The organism is Candidatus Aminicenantes bacterium (assembly GCA_026393795.1).
Classification (GTDB): Bacteria; Acidobacteriota; Aminicenantia; order UBA2199; family UBA2199; genus UBA2199.
Window position 1 is genome coordinate 1 of record JAPKZL010000203.1, and the last position, 3,338, is coordinate 3,338.

The 3,338-nt window shown below is 57.3% G+C and carries 3 protein-coding genes; 1 reads left to right on the forward strand and 2 read right to left on the reverse strand.

The features are described 5' to 3' along the window. Positions 1 to 740 precede the first annotated feature (740 nt). Together NTW95_09875 and NTW95_09880 are read right to left on the reverse strand one after the other, a co-directional pair. On the reverse strand, positions 741 to 1,337 hold the full coding sequence (locus tag NTW95_09875; GenBank protein ID MCX6557719.1) for a hypothetical protein: 597 nt from the start codon (positions 1,335 to 1,337) through the stop codon (positions 741 to 743). 75 nt (positions 1,338 to 1,412) lie between these two features. After that, entirely contained in the window at positions 1,413 to 2,156 is a 744-nt protein-coding gene (locus NTW95_09880) for a DUF169 domain-containing protein (protein MCX6557720.1), read from the reverse strand. A gap of 130 nt (positions 2,157 to 2,286) precedes the next feature. On the opposite strand from NTW95_09880, the gene NTW95_09885 reads away from it, so the two are divergent. After that, a partial coding sequence (locus NTW95_09885) for a S41 family peptidase (GenBank protein MCX6557721.1) occupies positions 2,287 to 3,338 on the forward strand: 1,052 nt, incomplete at its 3' end.

Consider the following 3,338-nt stretch of genomic DNA (forward strand, 5'->3'; position numbering starts at 1 on the left):
TTTTGCAGCCCTCCGGCGTGTAGGCGACCGTTTTGAACATGGGTTTGACATGCTTGGGCGTTTCCAAGCATGCGTCCAGCTTTTGCGAACTGACATCTACTCCTAGAATGACTTCCATTTTTTCCTCCAGGGTGGTATAAAATAAGAAAGCAACCTGGGCCCAGCCTTGTCATGCGGTCACGAACCGTTCGACTGTTCGGGCATTGTGGGTTGCAAAGGGTATGGCCGGTGGCGCCCTTGCTACGCCCGTATATCGTGCCAAGTGTACGCTGGGCTATGCGGGCTGCCGCCGGTCTCTTTTTCACCACCACAACTTCATGTATTACCAAAAAACCATCCTTGTTGGCAAAGCCCCGATTGGACCTTGCTACGATCGAGCATTCAGCTCAAGGGGCGAACGGTCATTAAAAACATCGGGGCGTTTGGAAATATTTTAATACTTAAAATATTTCTGAAGACTAATATACAAGGGGCAGGCCCCCGTGCCTGCCCGTTCACATCAACGATCGAATTGGGGCAAGATGATCCAGGGCGGACACGGAGGTCCGCCCCTACAACAAATCATTTAACCAACAGGCATAATTTTTCAATCAATAGGTTGCAGCTCATTCTTTTCAACATTTGTTTCGAGAAACGCGGGAGACAAAAATACTGGTGGGAACGGGATGTGTTGCGGATTCCTTCTCGACCTGAAAGAAAGAGAATGCCCCCGCCCCGCCTTCGTCCAGATTCTTTTTCGCTTAACCCTGCCGGTGCAGGCGGTCGTAGAGACGGGAGGCCAGCTGCGATCGTTCGTTGCTGGGAACGCCGCGCCGGCTCAGGATAATGATCCCGGCAACAACCAGGACCGCGCAGCAGATCAGGACCGGAAGCTTGAACTCGGTCAGGGCATTGAGCGTCGCCATACCCGCCCCGAAAACAATGAAGACGATGCCGAAGGCGATGCGCAGCCGCATCATGGCTTCTTTCTGCTTGCCTTCGCCCGCCAGGAGCTGCGCGAGGCCCATGCTGAAATAGACGAGGCCGATGAAGGCCAGGAAGACGGGGATCCAGTGCCTGCCCCTTTGCAGCAGGATGGTGGCGACGAGAATTTCCACGATGCCCTCGAGCAGATGGAAGAGCCCGGAGAAATTACGGATGCGCTTTTCGAAAAAATGGCTGAAGCTGGCGCCCAGGATGATGAAGGCGCCGGCCAGGAAGATGAACACGACGCGCAGGGGAAAATGGTGGATGTGTTCCGCCTCTTCCCAGCCCTTGCTGAGCAGCGTGAAGCCAATGACGTAATCGGCGAACTTGGCGATGAATGCGTTCTTGGCGTCCTGCTTTTCTTTTTCCATGACCGTCTCCCGAGCCCATATGATATCATCCCTGCTGCTGGGAAACAAGGGGAGCTGTTTTGCAATTCGCCCCGTTCAAACCAAGCGCTGCATCACCTTTTCCCAGGAGCGGGTGATGACGAAACTCTCGGCAAAATCGTCGATCATGCGCGCGAACTTTTTCATGGGCGCGGCGAAAGTGAGCTCGTCGGCCCCGACGCAGGGGCGGGCCGAGACGTCGAACATCCCCAGCACGCATTTTGGATTTTCCTTCTGGTTCTCCAGGAATGGGTACTGGATGACGGTGCCGCAGCCGGCGGAAAAGGGGGCGATCACTCCGAACGGATCGGTCTCCTCATAGTTGGCCAAAGTGAACAGACCTGAAAGGATATCGGGGTTGGCGAAGAAAATCGCCGCCTCGGGGCGGTCGGCTTCGCTCATCTTGTCCCAGCGCTTCAGGACAAGGTATTTTGCCGGCCCGCGCCATGCGGGCCATTTTTCCATGAGCTGCTTCACGATCGCCGGCGTCTTCTTGTAGCGTTCCCCTTCCAGCTTGCCTGGAATGCCGCAGGAAAGGAAATACTCGAAATTGGGCCGCTGCGGCACCGGGAAGCCGCAGAAGCGCTTGCCGCAGCCCAGCGCCGGTTCGTCCAGGCACAGCGACTCGCCCTTCCTGGCCGCGGCCAAGTCGGCGACGAAGCAATGCCAGCCCTTGCTCGGCGGCGGCGCCTCCATCCCCGCCGGCGGTTCATCGGCATAATAGAAGATCAGCGGCAATTCCGCACCGGAAAAATACCTGGCGAAAAGTTCCTCGAATTTGGCTTTCAGTTTCAGTTCCATGATCCGATTTTATTGAACTTGCCAAAAAATCGCAAATGCCCCCGCGGGATAGACGCCATCCAGCGAAGAAAAATCGGCGAAAAATGAACTTTTCGAAAAGGCCTTCCGTTCATTGGCCTGGAGGAAACGAATGAAATTGAAAATCAGAATGTTTTTGCTGGTTGTATTCACCTTGTCACTGCTGGCCGCTCCGGCCTGGCTGAGCGGCAAGACCGCAAAAAAAGCCGTCGCGCCAATGGTCAACCCCAAGGACCCGGTGCTGAATTTCGAGTTTGTCTGGAAAACCCTCGACCGCAATTACGGTCAGTTCCTGATCAAGCATGTCGATTGGGACGCCATGTACAGGGTGTATCGCCCCCAAGTCACGCCGAAGACCACGGATGCGGAGCTCTGGGACATCCTGCTGGCCATGATGGGGCACCTGAACGACAGTCACCTTGCCCTGGCCGACGGCACCCGACGCATCGGCGGTGGCCGCAACAATGGGTTGTTCACTGATGATGGATTTTCCCTGGACCTGGTGAAATCCAAATATTTGCAGGGCAAATTCACGGAAGCCTTGGGCGGGAGCTTCATCAGCGGCTGGCTGGCCGAAGGGGTCGGCTACCTTTACATAGGCGACCTGAAGGACGGTTTGGATCAGATATCCAAGACCATCGACGTCATGATGGCCGAGTTCGCCAAGGCCAGGGTCATGGTCGTCGACGTGCGCAACAACCCGGGCGGCACCGGCCGGGCCGTGAAGATCGTGGCCGGCCGTTTTGCCGACCGCCTGCGCCACTACGGCACGGAACGGACCCGCTACGGACTGAAGCATGACGATTTCTGGCCCGAGGAATTTTGCAACATAGAGCCGGCCGGGCCGCTGCAGTTCACCGGGCCCACGGTGCTGCTGACGGACCGGATCAGCGCCAGCGCCGCCGAAGGCTTTACCATGGCCATGCGCGTGCTGCCGCACGTCACGGTGGTGGGCGACACCACTGAGGGGGCCCTCTCTTCCCAGTTTCCCGACAGGATGCCCAACGGCTGGAACCTGTGGGTGGCCTTCAAGGAAGTCCGGGACCATGAGGGCGTCTGCTGGGACGGCGTCGGCATCCCGCCCGACCTGCGCATTCTCAACAGCGCTGCCAATATCGCCGCCGGCCGGGACCAGGTGCTGGAATTTGCCATGAAATACCTGGA